Origin of the sequence: Pseudomonas anguilliseptica, from assembly GCF_900105355.1 — a bacterium.
Classification (GTDB): Bacteria; Pseudomonadota; Gammaproteobacteria; order Pseudomonadales; family Pseudomonadaceae; genus Aquipseudomonas; species Aquipseudomonas anguilliseptica.
The window spans coordinates 1,078,774-1,100,451 of sequence record NZ_FNSC01000001.1 but is presented as its reverse complement, the minus strand read 5'-3'; the positions used below and the strand labels follow the sequence as shown (position 1 = coordinate 1,100,451).

Annotated in this window: 22 protein-coding genes and 2 pseudogenes; 10 read left to right on the top strand and 14 right to left on the bottom strand. The window is 60.3% G+C overall.

Annotated elements, in window-relative coordinates:
* The first annotated feature begins 36 nt into the window (after positions 1 to 36).
* Positions 37 to 753, top strand: coding sequence for a histidine utilization repressor (gene hutC, locus BLW24_RS05355; protein WP_090377627.1), 717 nt, complete (start codon positions 37 to 39; stop codon positions 751 to 753).
* A 149-nt stretch (positions 754 to 902) separates the two neighbouring features.
* Here hutC and BLW24_RS05350 read toward each other — a convergent pair whose 3' ends face one another.
* Positions 903 to 1,559: an endonuclease I family protein gene (locus tag BLW24_RS05350; protein ID WP_090377624.1), complete on the bottom strand. Its 657-nt coding sequence runs from the start codon at positions 1,557 to 1,559 to the stop codon at positions 903 to 905.
* Between the two features lie 198 nt (positions 1,560 to 1,757).
* Between BLW24_RS05350 and BLW24_RS05345 the strand changes: the two genes are divergently transcribed.
* Positions 1,758 to 2,003, top strand: coding sequence for a hypothetical protein (locus tag BLW24_RS05345; protein ID WP_090377621.1), 246 nt, complete (start codon positions 1,758 to 1,760; stop codon positions 2,001 to 2,003).
* Here the strand turns inward: BLW24_RS05345 and BLW24_RS05340 are convergent.
* From BLW24_RS05340 to BLW24_RS05330, 3 genes are read right to left on the bottom strand one after another with little or no spacing between them, the layout of a single operon-like run.
* Positions 1,992 to 2,399: a PaaI family thioesterase gene (locus BLW24_RS05340; protein WP_090377619.1), complete on the bottom strand. Its 408-nt coding sequence runs from the start codon at positions 2,397 to 2,399 to the stop codon at positions 1,992 to 1,994. The two genes, BLW24_RS05345 and BLW24_RS05340, sit on opposite strands and share 12 nt — an antisense overlap.
* 28 nt (positions 2,400 to 2,427) lie before the next feature.
* On the bottom strand, positions 2,428 to 3,306 hold the full coding sequence (locus BLW24_RS05335) for an alpha/beta hydrolase family protein (protein WP_090377616.1): 879 nt from the start codon (positions 3,304 to 3,306) through the stop codon (positions 2,428 to 2,430).
* Positions 3,303 to 3,893: a TetR/AcrR family transcriptional regulator gene (locus tag BLW24_RS05330; protein ID WP_090377613.1), complete on the bottom strand. Its 591-nt coding sequence runs from the start codon at positions 3,891 to 3,893 to the stop codon at positions 3,303 to 3,305. Before BLW24_RS05330 ends, BLW24_RS05335 begins: the two co-directional genes overlap by 4 nt.
* Positions 3,894 to 4,090: 197 nt before the next feature.
* Between BLW24_RS05330 and BLW24_RS05325 the strand changes: the two genes are divergently transcribed.
* From BLW24_RS05325 to BLW24_RS05315, 4 genes are all read left to right on the top strand, one after another.
* Positions 4,091 to 4,687: a LemA family protein gene (locus BLW24_RS05325; RefSeq protein ID WP_090377610.1), complete on the top strand. Its 597-nt coding sequence runs from the start codon at positions 4,091 to 4,093 to the stop codon at positions 4,685 to 4,687.
* A gap of 17 nt (positions 4,688 to 4,704) precedes the next feature.
* Complete coding sequence (locus BLW24_RS05320; protein WP_338062047.1) at positions 4,705 to 6,303, top strand: M48 family metallopeptidase; 1,599 nt, start codon at positions 4,705 to 4,707, stop codon at positions 6,301 to 6,303.
* Positions 6,236 to 6,628 (top strand): hypothetical protein, encoded by a 393-nt coding sequence (locus tag BLW24_RS26950; protein WP_338062046.1) that lies wholly within the window; start codon positions 6,236 to 6,238, stop codon positions 6,626 to 6,628. The genes BLW24_RS05320 and BLW24_RS26950 overlap by 68 nt, the downstream gene beginning before the upstream one ends.
* 222 nt (positions 6,629 to 6,850) lie before the next feature.
* Entirely contained in the window at positions 6,851 to 7,039 is a 189-nt protein-coding gene (locus BLW24_RS05315) for a hypothetical protein (protein ID WP_090377607.1), read from the top strand.
* Between the two features lie 39 nt (positions 7,040 to 7,078).
* Here the strand turns inward: BLW24_RS05315 and BLW24_RS05310 are convergent, their stop codons facing one another.
* Both BLW24_RS05310 and BLW24_RS05305 read right to left on the bottom strand, forming a co-directional pair.
* Positions 7,079 to 7,984, bottom strand: coding sequence for a LysR family transcriptional regulator (locus BLW24_RS05310; RefSeq protein WP_090377604.1), 906 nt, complete (start codon positions 7,982 to 7,984; stop codon positions 7,079 to 7,081).
* 69 nt (positions 7,985 to 8,053) lie between these two features.
* Positions 8,054 to 8,983 carry an ion channel gene (locus BLW24_RS05305; RefSeq protein ID WP_090377601.1) on the bottom strand — a complete coding sequence of 310 codons (930 nt, stop codon included), beginning with the start codon at positions 8,981 to 8,983 and terminating at the stop codon, positions 8,054 to 8,056.
* A gap of 176 nt (positions 8,984 to 9,159) precedes the next feature.
* On the opposite strand from BLW24_RS05305, the gene BLW24_RS05300 reads away from it, so the two are divergent.
* Both BLW24_RS05300 and speB read left to right on the top strand, forming a co-directional pair.
* Complete coding sequence (locus BLW24_RS05300; RefSeq protein WP_090377598.1) at positions 9,160 to 10,239, top strand: extracellular solute-binding protein; 1,080 nt, start codon at positions 9,160 to 9,162, stop codon at positions 10,237 to 10,239.
* Positions 10,240 to 10,249: 10 nt separating this feature from the next.
* Positions 10,250 to 11,217, top strand: a pseudogene (gene speB, locus BLW24_RS05295) (agmatinase).
* A gap of 200 nt (positions 11,218 to 11,417) precedes the next feature.
* On the opposite strand, the gene BLW24_RS05290 reads toward speB, so the two are convergent.
* The 3 genes and pseudogenes from BLW24_RS05290 to BLW24_RS05280 form a co-directional block, all read right to left on the bottom strand.
* A complete protein-coding gene (locus BLW24_RS05290) occupies positions 11,418 to 12,977 on the bottom strand; it encodes an acyl CoA:acetate/3-ketoacid CoA transferase (RefSeq protein ID WP_090377595.1) in 1,560 nt (519 codons plus the stop codon).
* Positions 12,978 to 13,083: 106 nt separating this feature from the next.
* Positions 13,084 to 14,484 carry a GntP family permease gene (locus BLW24_RS05285; RefSeq protein WP_090377592.1) on the bottom strand — a complete coding sequence of 467 codons (1,401 nt, stop codon included), beginning with the start codon at positions 14,482 to 14,484 and terminating at the stop codon, positions 13,084 to 13,086.
* Positions 14,485 to 14,891: 407 nt separating this feature from the next.
* Positions 14,892 to 15,371: pseudogene (locus tag BLW24_RS05280) on the bottom strand (AAA-type ATPase lid domain-containing protein); the annotation flags it as partial.
* A 219-nt stretch (positions 15,372 to 15,590) separates the two neighbouring features.
* On the opposite strand from BLW24_RS05280, the gene BLW24_RS05275 reads away from it, so the two are divergent.
* Positions 15,591 to 16,571, top strand: coding sequence for an IS5 family transposase (locus BLW24_RS05275; protein ID WP_090377585.1), 981 nt, complete (start codon positions 15,591 to 15,593; stop codon positions 16,569 to 16,571).
* A 220-nt stretch (positions 16,572 to 16,791) separates the two neighbouring features.
* Here BLW24_RS05275 and BLW24_RS05270 read toward each other — a convergent pair whose 3' ends face one another.
* The 3 genes from BLW24_RS05270 to BLW24_RS05260 all read right to left on the bottom strand — a co-directional run bounded on the left by BLW24_RS05270 (position 16,792) and on the right by BLW24_RS05260 (position 18,034).
* Positions 16,792 to 17,010, bottom strand: coding sequence for a hypothetical protein (locus BLW24_RS05270; protein ID WP_090377582.1), 219 nt, complete (start codon positions 17,008 to 17,010; stop codon positions 16,792 to 16,794).
* Positions 17,011 to 17,048: 38 nt separating this feature from the next.
* A complete protein-coding gene (locus BLW24_RS05265) occupies positions 17,049 to 17,294 on the bottom strand; it encodes a DUF1496 domain-containing protein (RefSeq protein ID WP_090377579.1) in 246 nt (81 codons plus the stop codon).
* Between the two features lie 194 nt (positions 17,295 to 17,488).
* Complete coding sequence (locus BLW24_RS05260; RefSeq protein ID WP_090377576.1) at positions 17,489 to 18,034, bottom strand: YfbU family protein; 546 nt, start codon at positions 18,032 to 18,034, stop codon at positions 17,489 to 17,491.
* 114 nt (positions 18,035 to 18,148) lie between these two features.
* On the opposite strand from BLW24_RS05260, the gene BLW24_RS05255 reads away from it, so the two are divergent.
* Entirely contained in the window at positions 18,149 to 19,129 is a 981-nt protein-coding gene (locus tag BLW24_RS05255; protein WP_090375425.1) for an IS5 family transposase, read from the top strand.
* A 256-nt stretch (positions 19,130 to 19,385) separates the two neighbouring features.
* On the opposite strand, the gene BLW24_RS05250 is transcribed toward BLW24_RS05255, so the two are convergent.
* Together BLW24_RS05250 and BLW24_RS05245 are read right to left on the bottom strand one after the other, a co-directional pair.
* Entirely contained in the window at positions 19,386 to 20,156 is a 771-nt protein-coding gene (locus BLW24_RS05250; protein ID WP_090377573.1) for a nuclease-related domain-containing protein, read from the bottom strand.
* A gap of 187 nt (positions 20,157 to 20,343) precedes the next feature.
* Positions 20,344 to 21,678, bottom strand: coding sequence for a type II toxin-antitoxin system HipA family toxin (locus BLW24_RS05245; RefSeq protein ID WP_090377570.1), 1,335 nt, complete (start codon positions 21,676 to 21,678; stop codon positions 20,344 to 20,346).

Sequence of the window (21,678 nt, the reverse complement as noted above, 5' to 3'; positions counted from 1 at the left end):
ATTATCCGCGCACCGGGACCACTCCAAGGAGCCGCTGTGAGCAGTACAACCCCGCGCTACAAGGCGATTGAAGCGTTCCTGCTGGAGCGCATCCACAGCGGCGCTTATCCGGTCAATCATCAGATTCCGCCGGAAGAGCAGCTTGCGCGGGATTTCGGGGTCAGCCGGATGACCGCTAACAAGGCCATTCGCGACCTGGTGCAGAAGGGCTACCTGCTGCGCCAGGCTGGGCTGGGCACCTTCGTCACCGACCGCAAGGCCGAATCATCGCTGCATGAAGTGCTGAATATCGCCAATGAAGTGCGCGGCCGTGGGCATGCCTACAGCAATGACATCATTCGCTGTGAGGCGCTGGCGGCGGATGATGAGGTGGCGCTGCGTCTGGGCCTGCGGCTGGGCGCGGAGGTGTTTCACAGCATTCTGGTGCACCGTGAGGATGGCGTGCCGATCCAGCTGGAAGACCGCTTCGTCAATCCGCGCTGGGTGCCGCATTACCTGGACAGTGATTTCTCTCGGCAGACACCCAACGAGGTGCTGGTCAGCAGCTGCCCGATTTCCGATGTCGAGCATGTGGTCGAGGCGGTGTTGGTCGATCAGCAGGTGGCCGACTGGCTGGCTATCGAAGTGGCCGCGCCATGCCTGAGCGTGATCCGGCGAACCTGGTCGGATGAGCATCTAATCAGCTACGCCCGGCTGATCCATCCAGGCGATCGCTATAAGCTGCGTTCATCGCACAAGCCACGCCGCTCATAGCCTGTTAAGGCCTGCTGCGCGTCGGCCCTGCGGCGTTAAAAACAGGCTCGGAATGCTCATGTACAACTCGTACACTCCGCTTCCTCGCCTGTTTTTGCCTTGCATGTCTCTAGCTCGCTAGACCTTAAACAGGCTCTGCATGAAATCGATCAGTTATTGATCTGCTGCTCGGCCAGTTCGGGGTTGTCGATAAAGCGGTTGCGGGTGCCTTGCAGGCCGGCAATCTTGTCGTTGCGCGCCTTTTCTTCGGCGTCCGGCGGGTCCATCTGGTGCCACTTCTTGTACACCTGCACCTGGCCGACGATGGGCAGGTCGTACTCGACATGCATATAGAAGATCGCTCGTGCCACGTTGCCCTTGGCCTCATCGCGCGGTTCCACTAGCTGGAAGCTGGTTTTCATGTCGCAGCCGATGTCGGCGAACTTGCTCGGTACGCTGTCATCCAGATCGCCGAACTGCGCATTGCGCCGCACCAGCTCGACGCGGGTTAGTGCCGGGTAAAGGTTGTGCAGGTCGGCGGCCATATAGACGTAGCGCGGATTCATGATCCCGCACTGGCGGTCAGTGACGCAGCGCAGCGCGCTTTTCAGTTGTTTGCTGCTGTAGATCGGGCTGGCCTTGAGCTGGCCGCTTTCTTCAGTGAACTCTTTACCGCAGTACAGCGTGCTGCCGCCCTGGCCGTAAAGTTGGCTCCAGAACAGTTGCACGGCGGCTTTGGGATCGGAAAGCTGGTTCTGCCCGTTGGCCAGGGTGGGTAGGCTGATGCTGGCTGTCAGGCAGCCGATGGCAATAAGCAATGAGCGCATGTGTGGCCCCAATGACCGCCGTTGACGGGGCCTGTTGTTTTTGTAAGGCAAGATCGAGTCTAACAAGACCTGCGTCACAAAATAAAGCCGAGCGTTTGCTTGGTTTTACTCGCAAAGGTGCTTTGTAGGCTATGGCTTACACGGCGTGCTGCAGATCGCCACTATGCCGGGTACCGGCCGGCGACTAATCTGCTTCCCATGGACGTCGCGCAGGAAGCGCACTTTAGCAACAAGGATACGTGGGACAGCTGCCAGGACGGCAAGCAGATCAAGGATGTCAGCAAACAGTCTGCAAAGGCCCCGCAATGCGGGGTTTTCTTTTTTGTGCTCAGCGCATCCATGCGCCTCACCCTCCGGGGCTTGCGCGCAAAAACGCTCCCGGCGTTTTTGTGGCCTGCCTTCATGGCCGCCACCCTTCTCGATATATCGAAGTTATCGCGTTAGCACGCTGAATACCGCGCTCGCCCGAGCAATACGCACCGACTCGACGACAAAATAGCAATTGGCAAACGCCAGGCTTTTGCCGACCTTCTGCACATCGGTTTCGATGCTGATCCAGTCGCCGAGTTTGGCGGTGCCGGCGTAATCGATAGTCAGGCTGCTGGTGACCAGCGGGGTTGGTGGCTCTTCGGCGAAAGCGCTGTTATAGCCCAGGGCCACATCGGCCAGGCTGCTGAGTACACCGCCATGTACCAGGCCGCGCGCATTGCAGTGTTTCTCCTCGGCACGCAGACCAATAACCAGGCCCTTGGCGCTGCGCTGGTTGTAGATCGGCCCGAGCAAATCAAGGAAGGGGCTGCTTCTGAATAGCGGGCTAAAGCCTGCGGGAACCATGCTCATCAGCGAAACCTCCTGTGCTAGGGGCTGTTCAGGCAGCCTGGCGTTGGGTCTGTAGCTCGGCAAACCAGTTCAGCGTTTCCTCCCATAGCGACTGCGCCGACGGACGGAAGTAGCCCATATGGCCAATCGCGCCGATGCTGGTGGCTGAATCGATGGTGCGCGCCTGATAGGGCGCGGCGCTGTAAGCGGCCATAAAAGCATCGCGCGAGGCGGGCGGGGCCCACAGGTCGTCCAGCGCGTTAGCGGCAATGATCGGCGTGCTGACCTGAGCGAAACGCTCGGCGAGGCCTGGCATCTGCGGGTCTTCGAAGAAGTAGCGCGGATAGCTGCACCAGCGTTTCCACTGCTTGTACACGCCCAGCGGTAAATCTTCGCCCATGCCCAGCTTGCTCCAGGCCAGGTAGCCTTTGTAACGGGTCAGCAGTGGGCCGATCAGCCGCCACATGGTCAGCACGCGCAGTTGCTCGGCTTTGGGCATCCAGCCATGCCAGCCGGCCCCGGTGCCGAATGTGTAGAAACCCTGTACCTGATCATGGTTTGGCAGCAGACCGAAGGCATGCCCGCCAAAGGAATGGCCAACCATATACAGCGGCCGCTGCGGATGACGGTGCTGATCAACGGCTGCCGCCAGATCGAGATGGGCCCAATCCAGATAGTCCATCTTGAAGCCGCGCAGGCTGGCCGGTTTTGATTGACCGATACCGCGGTAATCGAGGGTCAGGGTGCTGTAACCGCGCTGGGCTGCGTACTCGGCAAAGCGTCGGTAGAAACCCTGGGGTACACCAGTGGCGCCGGCAATCACCAGCTGCGCGACCGGCTCCGGGGCGTGATACAGGGTGGCGGTCAGCGGATAACCGTCGAGCGCCGGCAACTGCACGGTCTCGCTAAGAATGGCAGGGGTATTCATGGGCGGACTCCTCCCGGAAACTGTTCGCGGGTCAGGTTGAACAGGGCAGTGGCGGCACGCTTTAGTGGCTCGCTGCTACCGGCCACGCGGGCTTGCAGCAGCCCGCCCTCATACAGCGCGACAAACAGCGCGGCGAGGTTATCCGCCTGTTCGCAGGGGTAGCCGTAGGCATGCAGTTGCGCACTCAACGCCTGGCGCACAGCGGTGAAACTGCGCTGCAGGGCAGCGCGAATTTCCACATCTTCCGGGCCGCTTTCCAGGGCGATGGTGGCCAGCGGGCAACCGCGTTCAAACTGGCTGTTCTCCAGTTGCAGCAGCGCGCCTTGCAACCAGTTGTGCAGCGCCTTGAGGGGATCGGTTTGCTGAGTAAAAAGCTGGCTGAACAGGCTGTCGATATGCCGGCTGATATGGTCGATCGCCGCCACTGCCAGCTCGCTTTTACCGCCAGGGAAGTGGTGATACAGGCTGCCCTTGGGCGCGCCGGCAATTTCCAGCAGCTCACTCAGACCAGCGCCGTGTAGCCCCTTGCGTTGCAGGGCGTCGGCCATGGCGTGAATCAGCTTGTCGCGGGTCGAGGTCTTTTTCATGGGCTAAATATATAGACCGGTCGGTCTATTTTGCCAAGCGGTTTTTCCGTCATAGCCAGGCGGCATGACGCGACATAAGTTGGCTTTACCGCCAAAGCGGCCTCTGGCGTGTTGCTAGGGTGCGCAGGTGAGCATTCGTTGCGGCACTTTTCCGCTACCATCTGCTCCTCTCCCGCATGCGATAAGGATTTCCCCTCATGTCCATCTCCACGCTGATTATCCTGGCGGTTGTTGCCGCGCTGATCTTTTACGTGATTGGCATCTACAACCAGCTGGTGACCTTGCGTAACCGCTTTCAGAACGCCTTTGCGCAGATCGAGGTGCAGCTCAAGCGCCGTTATGACCTGATCCCCAATCTGGTGGAAACCGCGAAGGGTTATATGGCCCATGAGCGGGAAACCCTAGAGGCGGTGATTGCCGCGCGTAACAACGCGGTGACCGGGCTCAAGGCCGCTGCGGCGCAGCCGGGTAATGCGCAGAGCATGGCGCAGCTGGGTGGGGCGGAAGGGTTGCTCAATAGCGCCCTGGGTCGCCTGAATGTCACGCTTGAGGCTTATCCCGACCTCAAGGCCTCGGCGAATATGCAGCAACTCAGTGAAGAGCTGAGCAGCACCGAGAACAAGGTGGCCTTTGCCCGTCAGGCCTTCAACGATGCGGTGATGGCCTACAACACCTACAAGCAGGGGTTCCCGCCGGTATTGCTGGCCGCCAGCTTTGGCCACGCCCAGGATGCCAGCCTGCTGGAGTTCGCCGACAGCGCGGCGATTCAGGAAGCGCCGAAGGTGTCGTTCTAGGTTAAGGGCTCGGCACGATGAATTTCTTCGAGCAACAGGATCGCGCCCGGCGTAACAGCGGGCGTCTGCTGATTCTGATGGCGCTGGCGGTACTTAGTCTGATCACTCTGACCAGTCTGGTGCTGGGGCTGGTCTGGCAGCTCTTTGGTCAGAGTCACAGCTCGCTGTGGTTGGCCAGTGATACACCGAACAGCGTATTGCCCAGTTGGCCACTGGTGGGTTGCGTCGCGCTGGTGGTGATCGGCGTGGTGCTGCTGGGTAGCCTGTACAAGCAGCTGCAGCTGAGCCGTGGTGGCCAGGCGATTGCCGAGCGCCTTGGTGGGCGTTTGATCAACCTGTCGCCGCAGAACCTCGAAGAGCGCCGGCTGCTCAATGTGGTGGAGGAAATGGCGTTGGCCTCGGGCACCTCGGTGCCGCCGGTGTATGTGCTTGATGATGCCGGGATCAACGCCTTTGCCGCCGGCCTGACGCCGCAGGATGCGGTGATCGGAATTACCCGAGGGGCGATCTGTCAGCTCAGTCGCGATGAGTTGCAGGGGGTGATCGCCCATGAGTTCAGTCATATCTTTCACGGCGATATGCGCCTCAATACGCGCCTGGTCTCGGTGCTGCACGGCATTCTGCTGCTGGGGCTGATTGGCGGTTTTCTGCTGCGCAGCAGCGGGCGCGGTAGCCGCTCCAGTCGCGACAACTCGGTGGCAGTTGTGCTCGCCATCGGCGTTACGCTGTGGGTGCTGGGCTATGCCGGGACCTTTTTTTGCAACCTGATCAAGGCTGCCGTGAGTCGCCAGCGCGAGTTTCTCGCCGATGCTTCGGCAGTACAGTACACCCGCAATCCGGACAGCATCGCCGGGGCGTTAAAGAAGATTGGCTGCAACCTGTACGGCTCGCAGCTGCAGGCCGGGCATGCAGCCGAATTCAGCCATATGTACTTTGCCGCCGGCGTCCGTCAGGCGCTGGACGGCATGCTGGCCACCCACCCGCCCCTGGATCAGCGCATCCGCCGTATTACGCCGGGCTGGGATGGTCGTTATCCGCATGTGGCAGAAATCAGCGCGGTAACGCCGGCGACAGTGGCCAGCGATTCAGCTGTGGAGATGCATGATCTGAGCGCCTTTGCAGCGGGCTTGAGCGCAGCTTCGGCGAGCGAAGCGATTGGCGCCATTGGCGATCCGCTGGCAATCCATCTGCAGGCCGCGCGCAGCACCCTGGCGCATCTGGATATTGCCCTGAGCGAGGCGGCGCACTGCTGCAGTGGCGCTCAGGCATTGCTTTACGGCTTGCTGCTCGATCCAGTCGAGGCGCAAGCGACGCAGCAATTACAGCTGTTGCAGCCGCGTATCGCTGCCGAGGTTGCCGCGCAGCTTGAGCAGCTGCGCGAACCGCTGTGTCAGCTGGCACCTGGCATGCGTTTGCCGCTGCTGGACTTGGCCATGCCCGCCCTCAAGCAGCTGGCTGCCTATCAGTTCACCGCGCTCAAGGCCAACCTGGCTCTGTTGATTCGCGCCGATGGCCGGGTTGCTCTGCTGGAGTGGACGCTGCTGCGCATTGTCGAGCGCAACGTCGAAGGCGCGCGCGCAGACCAGCCGCTATCAGCTGCCGGAGCTGGCCGATGAAACCTGCGTGGTGCTGTCATTGCTGGCCCGTGCCGGCGGAGTGGATGAGTCAGCCGCGCAGCTCGCGTTCAAGCATGCCAGCAGTGAGCTGCCGTTCCCGCTCGAGCAACTGCTACCGGCCAGCGCCAGTAATTTATCGGCGCTTGAACCAGCGCTGCGGCGCCTGAGCCTGCTCTGGCCGTTGCAAAAGCCGCAGTTGCTCAAGGCCATGGCGCGTTGCATCGAGCATGACGGCCAGATCAACACTGCCGAAGCTGAACTGATGCGTGCGGTGGCGGATATTCTCGATTGCCCGATGCCGCCTTTGCTCGCCACGCACGGCTGACCGCCTGGCGGTGCCGCTTGACCCTGCGCCGCTGCGGGTAGACTGTAAAACGGCGGCGCGCTGTCATGCCCTGGTCATCAAGCCGGGCAATCCTGAACCTGCGCAATGGAATGCGCGGTCACTCTGTCGCCGGTCAATAACAACCACCTTCAGGGCGTTCGCCCCTTCATTGCACTGCCTCCTGACCCCGTCACGCCGCTGTTGAGCGGCAAGGAGAGAGCCATGAACCTGTTGCAACCGATCACCGCCGGGCTGTTTGATCCGCATCTACAGCTCGAAGCAGAGCCTGATACGCATGAGGCTGAGTTACGCGGTGCCACCCTCCACGCGGAAATCATCCACACCATCGCCGCTATCGACCAACTGACGGCACACTGGCAGCGGCCACCTGAACCACCGCAGTTGCGCTAAGCAGTCCCGCGCCAGGCGGTGTGCCTCTCGCCTGGCGCTTTAGCTCTCCGCTGTCACAAAAGCCTGCATCAGATCCTCACGAAACGCCCGCTGCGCATCGCTGGGGTGCTGGCCGCGATGGCTGGCCAGGAGAAACTGCACCTCAAAACCCAGCTCCTCGGCCAGTAATGCGTGCAGGCGACCGCTGGCCAACCAGGGCGCGGCGATATGTTCGGGGAGGTAGCCGATATGCCGGCCAGAGAGGATAAATGCCAGCGCACCGTCGAGTTGCTCGGTCTGCGCCGAACTGGGTGAGCTTTGCAACGGCTCGCGCACCTGCACAAAGCGGTAGGGGTGCTGCACCCGGTCGGCCTGCTGCAGATCGTCCAGGCTGATCTGCGCGCGCCTGAACAGCGCATGCCCTTTGGCGCAAAACAGCACCTGGCGTTCACGAAACAGCGGTTGATAATCCAGCGCGGTCTGGTTGCCGGAGAAATAGCCGATGGCCAGGTGCAGCTGGCCCTGCAACAGGCGCCGTTCCAGCTCGGCCGGCATGGCCGTGAGCAGCTCGATCTGCACCGCCTGGTTGCGTCCGCGAAAGCGGCCAATGGCCTCGGCCACCTGCTCCAGCACGCTGGCTGCCAGTCCTTCGGACAAACCGATACGCAGCTCGCCCAACAGTTTGTCGGCCATGCCCTGGGCTTCGCCCTTGAAGGTGTCGATGGCGCTGAACAGTTTGCGCGTGGCGCTCAGCACTTGCTCGCCTTTGGGCGTCAGACGAAAACCGCCCTTGCCGCGCTCGCACAGGCGAAAACCCAGGCGGGTTTCCAACTTTGCCATCTGCGTGCTGATGGTCGACTGACCAATCCCCAGCTCGCCTTGCGCGGCACTGAAACCGCCGCACTCCACCACGGTGGCAAACAGGCGCAGCAACTGCAGGTCAAGGTCGCGTAACTGGCTGAGCATGCCGGCTCCAAACATTGCTGATGGTCGATGCGCCAGTAGATCACTTGATTTTTCCTCAATGCAACTCGCCTAGCGGGTCATCTTCTTTACAAACACCACGACAAACAGCGCCATGGTAAAGCTGCCGGCAAAGGCCTCGAATGCGGCAATCGGGCGGGCCAGGCCGTGGGGCGTGATGTCGCCGTAGCCGAGAGTGGTGAAGGTCACCACGCTGAAGTAGAGGCAGTCGCCGAGGTCATCCAGGTTGGCCAGCCAGCCGCGTTCCAGAGCCAGGCCCAGGGTTTGCCCGGTGTGTTGTACGCCGACCAGAAAGTACAGCAGGCCGCAGAAAACGATCAGTGCGATGGAGAACAGCACGACGTTCAGCGGCTTTTCGCCGTAGCCGCTGAACAGGTCGACCAGCCAGGACAGCAGGCGTCTACCGCCGTAGCGCGGCAGTTGCCTACGGCGCATGACCATTTCGCGGTGGAAAAATATCCCGGCCTGCTCGAACAGCCCGGCTTTCTCCAGGTGCAGGCGCAGGTTGCGGTAGGTTTCCTCGGCCTCTTCAAAACAGCGCCGGGCGGCTTCAGTGTCGCCGAGGCGCTGGTGCGCACTGCCCTGGCGTTCCTGGCGCAGGCGCCGATCCCAGATCACGTTGTCCAGGCGCGCGCCGTCGAGTTGCACGCCGAGCAGGTTGCAGTCGCGCAGGTCACAGCAATGTAGGTTGGCGCCGCGCAGATCAGCTTTCATCAGCGAACTGCCGCGCAGGTCGAGGCCAAACAGGTGGGCTTTCTGCAGGTCGGCACGGTACAGATCGCAATCGCGCAGGTCGTAGCCCGTGCGCTGGTGGTGGTTGACCAGATCGATGCCGGCCAGCTGTGCGTACTTGAGCTGAAAGCCGCGCATTGGCGCGCCACTTTGCGCGCGCTGGTGCAGGGCGGCGCAGAGCCCTTCGGCGTCACGTTTGTCTTGGTCGGCATCAAGCCAGAAGCGTTCATCGACCTGCAGCTCGCTCATCGCGCCGTTCTCTTTGGTGGTCTAGCAAGACTAGTCGGCTGCTGGCGCAGCGAGCGCGTTCATCCGCTTAAACATTGATAAATGGCAATGCCAGCGTAGGCCACTTCATATTTATCCAAAGCAAACCTCGCGACAGGATGACGTCAGCCCACTAACCGCCGATGAGGTTGTTCGCCATGCGTCCGCTCATGCCCCTGTTACTGCTGTGTTGCGCCGTCGCCGCGCAGGCCGAAGAGAAAGCCTTGAACCTGTACAGCTGGTCCGCCTATCTACCGGAGCAAGCCCTGCAGCGCTTTAAGGATGAAACCGGGATCACGGTCAAATACGACATCTTTGACAGTGCCGAAGCCCTAGACAGCAAACTGCTGACCGGCGGCAGCGGTTATGACGTCGTATTCCCGGCCTCCAGCGGCCTGGCCCGGGCGATTCAGGCCAAGGCCGTGCAAGCGCTGGACCGCACGCAATTGCCACATCTGGAGAACCTCGACCCGGCGCTGCTGAGCAAGCTCGCCAGTGCCGACCCCGGCAACCAGTACGGTCTGCCGTACACCTGGGGCACGGTCGGCGTCGGTTTCAACCGTCAGGCGTTGGAACAACGCTTGCCGGGCGTGCCGTTGAACAGCCTGGATCTGCTGTTCAAGCCCGAGTACGCCAGCAAGCTCAAGGATTGCGGCATCGCGGTGATCGACTCGCCACAGGAAGTGATCAGCATCGCTCTCAATTACCTGGGCAAAGACCCCTACAGCAGCGCGCGCGCTGACCTCGATGCGGTGGCGCAGCTGCTCACCCAGCTGCAACCGAACCTGCGCTACGTCGGCGCCGGACGGCATATCAATGACCTGGCCAAGGGCGAAATCTGCCTGGCGCTGACCTACAACGGCGACGCCTATATGGCGGCGGCCAACGCCGCTGAGGCCAAGCAGCCGTTCGAGGTGCAGTACCGCATCCCGCGTGAAGGCACGTTGCTGTGGTTCGACACCATGGCCATCCCGGCCGATGCGCCGCACCCCAAGGCTGCCCACGCCTTTATCGACTACATGCTGCGCCCCGAGGCCATCGCCGAGCTGACCAACAGCGTGTTCTTCGCCAACGCCAACCAGGCCGCCACGGCGCTGGTCGACCCGGGGATCAGCGGCGATGCCGATATCTATCCAGGTGAAGCGGTGCGCGCGCGGCTGTTTGCCGAGCAATTGATGCCGCTGCGCCAACAGCGTGAGCGCACGCGTATCTGGACCACTTTCCGCAGTCAGTATTGAGGACAAGGCAATGGAAGCATTCAACGGCAACGACCTGGCCTTTACCCGCGACAGCATCTACGGCACCTTCTCCGAGCCGACCTATGCCGGCGTCACCAGCTTTATGCGCCGGCGCTACAGCCGCGACTTGCAGGGCGTGGACCTGGTGGTCAGCGGCGTGCCCTTCGACACCGCCACCACCAACCGGCCCGGCACCCGCTTCGGTCCGCGCGCGATTCGCGCGGCGTCGATCACCAGCGCCTGGGAGCGGCATTACCCCTGGGAGTTCGACCCCTTCGACCACCTGGCGGTGATCGACTACGGCGACTGCAATTTCGATCACGCTCTGCCGCACAAGATTCCAGCGGCCATCGAGGCGCATGCCGAGCATATCGTTGCCGCCGGCTGCGGCATGCTCACCTTGGGCGGCGACCACTTCATCAGCTACCCGCTGCTCAAGGCCCATGCGCGCAAATATGGCGCGCTGTCGCTGGTGCACTTCGATGCGCACAGCGACACCTGGCCGGACAGCGATGACAGCGAGCAGGGCGTCAGCCACGGCACCATGTTCTACCACGCCGCTCGCGAGGGGCTGGTCGATCCGTCTCGCTCGGTGCAGATCGGCCTGCGCACCACCAATGACGACGTGATGGGTTTTCAGGTGCTGGATGCGCGCCAGGTGCACCGCAGCACACCGGAACAGATCGCCGCACAGATCCGCGCGCGGGTCGGCGATAACCCGGTGTACCTGACCTTCGATATCGACTGCCTCGACCCGGCCTTTGCCCCGGCACCGGCACGCCGGTGTGCGGCGGCCTGAGCAGCCATCAGGCGCTGGAGATTCTCCGTGCCCTGCGTGGGATCAATCTGGTCGGCATGGATGTGGTGGAAGTTTCGCCGCCTTACGACCATGCCGAAGTCACTGCCCTGGCCGGCGCTACCGTGGCGATGGAATTGGTGTGCTTGTATGCCGCGCGGCACAAAGTGGGCGAGCGTTGAGAGGGAAATACGTAGGGTGGAAATCGCTGTTTATTTCCACCACTGGCATTCGCCTCGGCCGCCCATGGTGGACCGGTGAAGCGTGGTCCACCCTACGATTCTGATGGGGCCTACAAGAACTGAGCATGTCGACTAAAGCCAATTCAGGCTTCGCGATCAAAAAAACGGGCCCAGCGGGCCCGTAAACTCACACTCAAACGCTAGTCAGCATTCAATCGCTCGCTCAGGCCCATGGCTGCCGGCAGAAACAGCCGCGCATCCATAAGCTGTGGCGCATGCACGATGGGGGTGAAGTCCATGCGGTCGAGGATGTCACGCTGGATATCCACGCCCGGCGCCACTTCGATCAGCTCAAGACCGTCCAGGGTCAGACGGAGCACGCAGCGCTCGGTGACATAGAGCACCGGCTGGCCGCGTTCGGCGGCCTGATGGCCGGCGAAGGTGCGGTGTTCTACCTCGGCAACGAACTTGCGCAGCTCGCCGTCCTTGATGATGCGCAGCTGGCCGTCCTCGATGCGGATATCCTGCGACCCGGCGCTGAAGGTGCCGAGGAATACCACCTGCTTGGCGTTCTGGCTGATATTGATAAAACCGCCGGCCCCGGCCAGGCGTGAGCCGAACTTGGACACGTTGAGGTTGCCCGCCGCATCAGCCTGGGCCAGGCCGAGAAAGGCGATATCCAGGCCGCCACCGTCGTAGAAGTCGAACTGATAAGGCTGGTCGAGCAGCGCGCTGTGGTTGCTGGCTGCGCCAAAATCCAGGCCCGAGGCGGGGATGCCGCCGATTACACCGGGTTCGGCGGTCAGGGTCAGGCGCTCAATCACGCCTTCTTCGGCCGCTACCCCGGCCACACCTTCCGGCATGCCGATGCCCAGGTTGACCACCGCACCGGCTTTCAGCTCAAGCGCCGCGCGGCGGGCGATCAGTTTGCGCACATCCAGCGGCATGGCCTTGAGGCTGTCCATCGGTACGCGGGTTTCACCGGCGAAGGCCGGGTTGTAGGCGGTGGCAAAGGTTTGCTGGTGATTGGCCGGCTCGGCCAATACCACGCAGTCGACCAGAATCCCAGGGGTTTTCACTTCGCGGGCATTCAACGAGCCGCGTTCGCCCAGGCGCTCGACCTGGGCGATCACCAGCCCGCCTGAGTTGCGCGCGGCCATGGCGATGGCCAGGCTCTCGATGGTCAGCGCCTCGCGCTCGAAGCTCAGGTTGCCGTCGGCATCGCTGCTGGTGGCGCGCACCACCGCCACGTGGATGGGGAAGGTCGGGTAGAACAGGTAGTCCTCACCGTCGATCGGCATCAGCCGTACCAGCTCGATGGTGGTGCACGCATTGAGCTTGCCGCCGCCGTGGCGCGGATCGACATAGGTGCCTAGGCCGACCCGCGACAGCTGTCCCGGCTTGCCGGCGGCTATGTCGCGAAACAGCTGGGAGATCACCCCCTGCGGCAGGTTGTAGGCCTCAATGCGGTTGTCTACCGCCAGCTTCTGCAGCCCCGGTATCAGGCCCCAGTGACCGCCGATCACCCGGCGCACCAGGCCTTCATGGGCCAGGTGGTTGAGGCCGCGACTTTTGCCGTCGCCTTGGCCGGCGGCATACACCAGGGTCAGGTCGCGCGGCGCCTGTTCAGCAAGAAAACGCTGCTCCAGGGCGATGGCGATTTCCTCGGCGAAACCGATGCCGACAAAGCCGCCAGTGGCCAGGTTGGCGTTATCGGGGATGCGCGCCACAGCTGCTGCGGCGGTCATGATCTTGCTCATTGCGGGTACTCATAAAGCGGGATGGGAAAACGGCGTCACCCTGTAGGAGCGGGCCATGCCCGCGAAATCTATCGCGGGCATGGCCCGCTCCTACAGTTGTCGTGACTTAGAAACTGCCAAACATCGTGCCGAGCGTGATGACGACCACGAGCGCCACCATCGGGAAGGCCACGGTGTTGACGAAGATAAATTTGTACGACTCGCGGTGGGTCAGTTTGCAGATCGCCAGCAGCGAGATCACCGCGCCGTTATGCGGCAGGGTGTCCATGCAGCCGGAGGCCATGGCGGCAACGCGGTGCAGCAGCTCGGGGCTGATGCCGGCGGCGTTGGCCAGGGTCAGGTACTGCTCGCCGAGGGTTTTCAGCGCAATCGACATACCGCCAGACGCCGAACCGGTGATACCGGCAAGAATATTCACCGCTACGGCTTCGGAGATCAGTGGGTTATCGGAGACGCCGAGCACCAGGTCGCGGATGATCACAAAGCCGGCCAGGGAGGCGATCACCGTGCCGTAGCCCACTTCGGCGGCAGTGTTGAGGATTGGCAGCATGGAGCCGAACGCGCCGTCGTTGACGCTCTTTTTCAGGTCCATCCAGCGCTGCCAGTGCATGGCGGTCAACAGCAGGATGGCCGCACTCAGGGCGACGATGATCGACCAGATACCGATCAGCGATTTTGCATCCTGCAGGCCGCCGAATTCCGGTTTGGCCAGGTAGCTGGTGTCGAGGTTCGGCAGAATTTGCTTGGCCATCAGGAAGTTCAGGCCGATCACCACAAAGATCGGCAGCAGTGCCAGCCAGAAACCGGGGATCGTGCGCTGGTCTTCGACGACCGATTTGTCGGCCACCGGCTCGTCGCGGTGCTCGCCGTAGCCTTCACCGGCAGCCATCAGCTTGCGCGACTGTGCGGTGAGCCACCAGGTGCCGAGGCCGAACATGATCAGCCCGGCAATCACGCCCAGGCCCGGTGCGGCAAAGGCATCGGTGCCGAAAAACGGGTTGGGAATGGCGTTCTGGATGGCCGGGGTGCCGGGCAGGGCGGTCATGGTGAAGGTGAACGAGCCGAGAGCGATGGCGCCGGGGATCAGCCGCTTGGGAATGCCCGCCTCGCGGAACAGCGCGGCGCCAATCGGGTACACGGCGAATGCCACGACAAACAGCGACACGCCGCCGTAGGTGAGGATGCCGCACGCCAGCACGATGGCCAGAATCGCTCGCTCGCTACCGACCTTGGCGACGATGCCATGGGCGATGGCGCGGGCCGAGCCCGAATCATCCATCAGCTTGCCGAACAGCGCGCCGAGCAGAAACAGCGGGAAAAACTGCATCACATAGCCGCCCATGGCCTTCATAAACACCTGGGTGTAGGTGGGCAGCAGCAGGCCAATATCGCCGGCAAACAGCAATGCCAGCAGGGCCAGCAGTGGGGCGAGGATCAGCACGTTGATGCTGCGATAGGCGAGGTACATCAACAATGCGAGGGAAGTCAGAATACCGAGGGTACCCATGGCTGGTTCCTTTTGTTGTTGTTTTAAGCAGCGCTCTATGGCGACGCTGATGAGCTTGCTCGTGAAATCAGGCAGCGAGGCAAAGCGTTAAGCAGACTAGAGCGAAAGCTGTGCCAGATAGTCCTACGACTTTGGTCGAGGTGGGTGAAAGGCTTGCAGTTGAGGGGGGGGGCGTGGATTCTGGGTGATTTGGCGAGGTTGCGGGGGAGAGGGTGTGTCTTTATTTCTGGAATTAGTCCAGGAAAATGGATTGATAGAGTCGCAAAAATTCCAGGAATCTGGATTTATGTTGTGTGCTGCACAGACCGTGGGAAGGGGCTTTAGCCGCGATAACAGTATTTAAAAGCTCGCCGCTAAAGCGCCTCCTACAGGGAATCGCGTTCGCATTAGGCGGGGCTGAGCCTGGCTTAATCGTGCTTACCCAACCCATGCAGCGCCAGTTTGGCGTACAGCCCCGCGCGGGAAATGCCCAGACGTTCCGCAGCCTGTTGGCGGTTGCCTGCGGTGGCGTGCAGGGCTTCGATCAGCGCCTGGCGCTCGGCCTGTGCCAGTTGCTCCGCCAATGTTTGCGTCACGCTGGCCGCTGGCGGTGGTGCAGGGGGGTGTACCGCCGGCGTCACCGGATCGATCAACAATGCCCGCACGGTTTGTGCGTCCAGGCACACGTCGACATCCAATTGCGCACGTTCCAGCAGGTTGCGCAGCTCACGCACATTGCCGCGCCAGGGCTGTGCGCTCAGCAGGGCGAGGGCGTCGTCGCCGACTTCCAGCGGGGCCTGGGCCGAGCGGTTGGCGATATCGTCGAGCAGGTGTTCCAGCAGCGCCGGAATATCTTCGCGGCGCTCGCGCAGCGGCGGCACGCGTAGGGCCAGCACGTTGAGGCAGTAGCTTGATTACTGGTGTTGAGCGTAATTTAGAGAAAGGGCTAGAAGCTTAGCGCTGTACCGCTGGTGTACTTTTCATGCTGTGCAGACCACAGTGGGAGCGCAGTAGATGCGGTTGGTGCGGGTGTACATAGGCGACGGTCGTACAGAACGCTAAGGAAACTCTGAATAAGACTTTCTGATTTTGGCAAAATGCCCGGACGCCACCCGCCGAGTTTTCCGATGAAGCAAATGACCTTCGCCGATGCCGAGCACGCCGGCAAACGCAAGCAGACCCGCAAAGAGTTGTTCCTGATCGAGATGGATCGGGTGGTGCCGTGGAAGGGTTTGATCGCACTGATCGAACCGTATTACCCCAAGGGTGAAGGCGCTCGGCCGGCCTATCCGCTGATGGCGATGCTACGTGTGCACCTGATGCAGAACTGGTTCGGCTACAGCGACCCGGCGATGGAAGAAGCGCTGTACGAGACCACTATCCTGCGGCAGTTCGCCGGGCTGAGTCTGGAACGTATCCCCGACGAAACCACCATCCTCAACTTCCGTCGTCTGCTGGAGAAACATGAGTTGGCTGCCGGCATCCTGGCCGTCATCAATGGCTATCTTGGCGACCGTGGCCTGTCGTTGCGCCAAGGCACCATCGTCGATGCCACGCTGATCAATGCGCCGAGTTCGACCAAGAACAAGGACGGCAAACGCGACCCAGAGATGCACCAGGCCAAGAAGGGCAACCAATACTACTTCGGCATGAAGGCGCACATTGGCGTGGATGACGAGTCGGGGCTGGTACACAGCGTGGTAGGCACGGCGGCCAACGTGGCGGATGTCACTCAGGTCGACAAGTTGCTGCACGGCGAGGAAAACGTGGTGTGCGCCGATGCGGGTTATACCGGTGTCGAAAAGCGCCCCGAACATGATGGGCGCGAGGTGATCTGGCAGGTTGCTGCCCGCCGCAGCACCTATAAGAAGCTGGGTAAGAGCAGCCCGCTGTACAAAGCCAAACGCAAGATCGAGAAGGCCAAGGCCCAGGTGCGCGCCAAGCTTGAGCACCCGTTCCGGGTGCTCAAGCGTCAGTTCAGTTATGTAAAGACACGCTTCCGTGGCTTGGCCAAGAACACGGCGCAACTGATGACGCTGTTCGCGCTGTCGAACCTGTGGATGGCACGCCGACATTTACTGACCAATGCAGGAGAGGTGCGCCTGTAATGCGGGAAATGGCTGCCGCGAGCTACTCGCGGCGGCTAAAAACACAGAAATGAATGGGTAATCTGATCGTTTTTGATCGATTTGCCGCTTTCAAAATCGGCGGGGGCTGAAGTCAGCCAGAAATACATGGCTACTTCAGACCATCCCTAAGGGGGCGGAGTGAATAAAAATTAATCACTCTGACCCCATTTATTCGGGCCCCATTGATTGCGGGGCTCTTCTAGTTAATACGTATGCCTGGACCCTGATCCTCATCAAGTTCGAGTTCTTGCTCGAGTCGCAACTCAAGCAACTCAGCGTAAGCTCCTGCCTCTTCAGCGCTGAAGAATACGCCCATCATGTAGCCATTGATGGAGACTATCCAAATGGCAGGGATTTGCAGGGTCCGCCACTCTTCAGGAACGTCCAGCCCCTGACGCCGTTCAATTTCTACCCCCATCTCGCACTCCTTATCTTTGGTTCGACTTGATCGTTGGCTTAGTCCAGCTTCACCCACTCAAGCGGCAGGCTCTCGTCATTCATTCCATGATTCTTGCCCCGTTGGCACTGCATTGTCGCTGTACCTACGTTGACGATCATTCCCTTCGAGTAGACATCATTTTGCATGTAACAGGCTTTCATCGTGTCCAACGGCTGAACAATAACCTGCTGGGTCTTTTGCTCATCATCAGCGAGTGCAGAGGTGGCTAGCATTGCGAGTAAAGCGGCGAACGGTAGACGCATTGGTACGCTCCTTGTGTGTGAGCCTCGATCCTACTGATCGTGTAGTGGCAAATCAATGGCGCCTGCTTTATGGCGACCCAATGGGGGAGCGATAAAAACCCAGCTCAATGGCTGGGTTTCTTGGTCGTGTTGAGGGCGTAACTTCAAACTCTTTGGCTGCTGTGCCGAAAGTGGCACAAGGTAGTCAAGTAACCTCAACGATTCTCAGGGTGAGTCTGCTCAAACAACACTTCCGCAACTTCATCCACTGTGAGGTCGCGGTCGTACGGTGGTAGGTCTGAAAAACGCTCAAGCATCCGGCGATAAGCGTCACTCAATCTCATATGCGAGTTGAAATTACGTCCTTTGAAGTCAGACCAACGATCGAGATCCTCTACAAAAATGGATGTAATCGACAGCTCTTCTGTTTCGTTATTTCCATCGAAACCACGAAACCTGACATCACGTCCGAAAACTCCAGCCTTCTCCTCAAGCTCTGCCTTCTCGACGGGATCGAAGTTATTGAACTGGTACTCAAGCCGTTCCCACATATCCAGTACTTTGGCAACAAACCGAACTTGCGGTTTTTCATCCTCAGACTCTTGAAACATACCTGGATACTTCCACTCAAGTGCCCACGTCTGATCCTCGACAACCATGCGCTGTACGAAGCGAGGGTCAACGCTATCTTGAATCTTCAGCGCTTCGTGGATGTCAGTAAGAAGCGTGACAATCAATTTTTGCTCGTTAGAGAACTCCATTTTCTACCTCAGGGTTATGTTGATAATTTTCAGTGCACGCAGTGCTTAGGGAAACTCTGAATAAGACTTCCTGATTTTGGCAAAATGCCCGGACGCCACCCGCCGAGTTTTCCGATGAAGCAAATGACCTTCGCCGATGCCGAGTACGCCGGCAAACGCAAGCAGACCCGCAAAGAGTTGTTCCTGATCGAGATGGATCGGGTGGTGCCGTGGAAGGGTTTGATCGCACTGATCGAACCGTATTACCCCAAGGGTGAAGGCGGTCGGCCGGCCTATCCGCTGATGGCGATGCTACGTGTGCACCTGATGCAGAACTGGTTCGGCTACAGCGACCCGGCGATGGAAGAAGCGCTGTACGAGACCACTATCCTGCGGCAGTTCGCCGGGCTGAGTCTGGAACGTATCCCCGACGAAACCACCATCCTCAACTTCCGTCGTCTGCTGGAGAAACATGAGTTGGCTGCCGGCATCCTGGCCGTCATCAATGGCTATCTTGGCGACCGTGGCCTGTCGTTGCGCCAAGGCACCATCGTCGATGCCACGCTGATCAATGCGCCGAGTTCGACCAAGAACAAGGACGGCAAACGGGACCCAGAGATGCACCAGGCCAAGAAGGGCAACCAATACTACTTCGGCATGAAGGCGCACATTGGCGTGGATGACGAGTCGGGGCTGGTACACAGCGTGGTAGGCACGGCGGCCAACGTGGCGGATGTCACTCAGGTCGACAAGTTGCTGCACGGCGAGGAAAACGTGGTGTGCGCCGATGCGGGTTATACCGGCGTCGAAAAGCGCCCCGAACATGATGGGCGCGAGGTGATCTGGCAGGTTGCTGCCCGCCGCAGCACCTATAAGAAGCTGGGTAAGAGCAGCCCGCTGTACAAAGCCAAACGCAAGATCGAGAAGGCCAAGGCCCAGGTGCGCGCCAAGGTTGAGCACCCGTTCCGGGTGATCAAGCGTCAGTTCAGTTATGTAAAGACACGCTTCCGTGGCTTGGCCAAGAACACGGCGCAACTGGTGACGCTGTTCGCGCTGTCGAACCTGTGGATGGCACGCCGACATTTACTGACCAATGCAGGAGAGGTGCGCCTGTAATGCGGGAAATGGCTGCCGCGAGCTACTCGCGGCGGCTAAAAACACAGAAATGAATGGGTAATCTGATCGTTTTTGATCGATTTGCCGCTTTCAAAATCGGCGGGGCTGAAGTCAGCCAGAAATACATGGCTACTTCAGACCATCCTTAGGGGGAATCCCCTCATTTGTAGTACTCGAGAGAAAGAGAAAAAGTAGAGAAAAAGGGGACAGATCTATTTTTTGCCCGGGGGCTCTGAACTTTTCATTGCTCTGTCACTTAAAGATTCTGAATTGTTCGACACTTGGGGAACGTCGAGCACCCCCAAAACTGCTGACCGGCATTGGCCCCAGTTTTACGGATGCGAATAACCAGTGCGCTGCCACATTTCGGGCATTGCTGCTCGGCTGTCGGATCACTGCGGCGTTTGAGGTTTTGCACATGCTTGCGGTGGGTGGCGCGGGTTGGAGCGTGGCGGCCGGTTTGCAGGGCTTGCAGCATGGCTTCGACTTCTGCCTCGCTGAATAGCGGCTGCTGGAATGACTTGATATAGCGGATAAAGCCAATGCCCTGGGTCACGTTGGCCGGCACCTCGGTTTTGAAGGTGCTGCCGCCGACAAAGGTGATCACCGAGTGCAGGTGCGCGGGATCAACGCCAAGGGTGGCTTCCAGGGCTTTGAGGTGCTTGTAGTTCTGCCGCAGCGGGTTCTGGAATTTGAAGGTGCGTTTGTAGAGCTTCTGCGTCCACTGCGCCTGCTTTTCGCTGCCGAAGATCCAGCCGCTCATATTCTTCGTTTCCAGCACGAAGATGCCGTAGGGCGAGAGGAAGACGTGGTCGATCTGCGTGGTGCCGTCTGGGGTGTTCAGCGTGACATTGTGCAGGCGGTGGTAGGTCTGCTTATCCAGCTGCCAATGGGCAAACAGCTGCACCAGGAGTTCACCAATGTAGCCTTTGGCCCAAGGTGATTTGAGCAGGCCGATCAGCAGTGCAGCTGGAATGAACCAGATCAGCATGCCCCAGACCTGCGCGATGACGGGGGTGAAGTCCATTTCCCAACCTGCAGTAATCCTGAGTTAACCGGATAGTACCGAAATTAGGCGTAATGGCACGATGATATTTGTTGGCTGTATTCGGCTCATTTAGTGAGCCGAATAGTCTGGCTAATCGGCTCACTGTGGCGTCGTAGCGCACAGTTTCGGGGGCGTGATCTGCAGCCGTTGGCCCTGCGCTATAAATTCAGCGCTTCTTTGCCAGCAACTCAGAGCGGCCAATCACCTCTCGGCTGCGTTCTGGTTTGCGCGGCCCTGAGAAGCCTGCGTCTTCAATGGCGGTATCCAAGCCGCGAAAGTGCGGGGCTGCTTTGGGGCTGCGCAAGGTCTCCATACCCTCGTTCCAGGCATGCACCATGTGTTTGGCCACATCGCGCCAGGCGGGCTCGTTTTTCGCGGCTTCGATCACTTCTCTGCCGACCGCTACGGCGGACTCGCAGAGTTGCTCGACCATGGCGGCATACTGGCGCGGCGGAATACCTAGGACGGCTTTGAAAAAGGTTTCCAGCGAACGGCCCGGTGTCCAGGTTTGTCTTCCGCCTACGGACAGGCCAGGTGGGTTGCTGGCGAAGCGCGGGTAGGCCTGAGTGGTCACCAAGTCATAGACCGGAGTAAAGGCCACGTCAGCACGCGAGGTGTAAAACAGCGCGATGTTCTTCGCGTGGCAGCGCGCATTGCGCAATACGTAGTTGGTAAGCAGCTGCCAGCCTAGGTGCTCGCGTTGCGCTTGCAGACGATCAGCGGGGATATAGGCCCGCGTGGCCTTCCACACCCGCTCGGTGGTGGGGGCGTATTTTTCATGTGGCGGCAAACCCAGTAGTCCACAGGCGTCTTCGACTCCGTAGCGGGGGATGCCTTGCTCGTCCACATCGAAACGATCCACTACCAGGATTTTGCCGTCCTCTGACATGCGACAGGCTGCGACCGGCACGAGATTAAGCCGCGCCAGTACGCGCATGGTGTAGAACTCGTTGAAACCTAGAAAAGGGGTAGTGTCGTCGGAGCCTTTGATGATGTGAAAGCCGGTGCGCAGGGTCGGTTTGCCTAGCGGCTCCCGAGGTTCGGCGGCGTCGGTGGCAATGAACTTTGGTACGACCCCCGACACGGCTACCCGAGCATATTGCCGTACCAGTGCGGCGAACCGTTCGCTGGTGTTTTCCGCCTTGAGCAGATGGTTTATCTCTAAGGGTGCCATTTCGACGCCAGGCTTGATGCCTTCAGGCGTGACCGAGATTCTGCCGATGCCGGTGCCCCCCACCACGCCCAGCAGCGACAGGTCGGTGCCATCGAGCAGCGGGCCAAATTCTTCGCGAATGACGCCCAGCAAATACCCTTCGGGTAGGTTCTGCCGGAAAAATGGAAACAGATCGCGGGGCCAGCGCCATGCTTCTTCGCGAACGGGCATCGTGAGGCTGATGAAGTCCTCCGGTGCTGTTCCTGGCAGGTATTTCAGTACGTATTCATCGCGCTCCCGATAGAGCTTGGCCACTAGCCTTGAGCTGACGTGGACGTCGAGGATCAT